The sequence below is a fragment of the Amphritea sp. 1_MG-2023 genome (genome assembly GCF_030547545.1).
Classification (GTDB): Bacteria; Pseudomonadota; Gammaproteobacteria; order Pseudomonadales; family Balneatricaceae; genus Amphritea.
This window is the reverse complement of sequence record NZ_JAUOQE010000087.1, coordinates 1-689: the sequence shown is the minus strand read 5'-3', so window position 1 is coordinate 689 and position 689 is coordinate 1. Positions and strand designations below refer to the sequence as shown.

Below are 689 nucleotides of genomic sequence, written 5' to 3'. Positions count from 1 at the left end.
GTACCATCGACCAAGCCGTAAGTCAGGGTATCACCATCCACATCGGCGCCACTTAAGGTGCCGCTGAGGTTAGCGTCCGTAGTCGAACTAGATTGATCCACTTCGGCAATCGAACCGCTGGTGACCGCATCGAGGGTCGGTGCATCATCGGCACCAGTGACGTTGACCGTATAAGTCTGCGTGACCAAGGCACCATCGGCATCGGTGACCGTTAAGGTGAACAGATCACTAACAGCATCGCCCGCATCCAAGGCTTCGATCGCTGCGGCGTTTTTGCTGTAGCTGTAAGCACCCGTGTTGGTATTTACACTCAAGGTGCCGTAAGTCCCTGCCAAGGTGGCGGTGGTACCCGTGACCGATCCGGTAGCAATACCGTAAGTCAGGGTGTCGCCATCATCGACATCCGCGCCACTTAAGGTGCCGCTGAGATTCGCGTCCGTAGTCGAACTAGATTGATCCACTTCGGCAATCGAACCGCTGGTGACCGCATCGAGGGTCGGTGCATCATCCGCACCGGTGACATTGACGGTAAAGGTCTGCGTGACCAAGGCGCCATCCGCATCGGTGACCGTTAAGGTAAACAGATCACTGTCGGTATCGCCCGCATCCAAGGCTTCGATCGCAGCGGCATTCTTGCTGTAGCTATAAGCACCGCTAGCCGTATCTAAGGTTAAGGTGCCGTAAGTCCC

The 689-nt window shown here is 56.2% G+C and carries 1 protein-coding gene; it reads right to left on the bottom strand.

The genetic code is table 11. The features are described 5' to 3' along the window. The coding region (locus Q4488_RS18785) for a VCBS domain-containing protein (protein WP_303582135.1) at nucleotides 1-689 on the bottom strand (689 nt) is incomplete at both ends.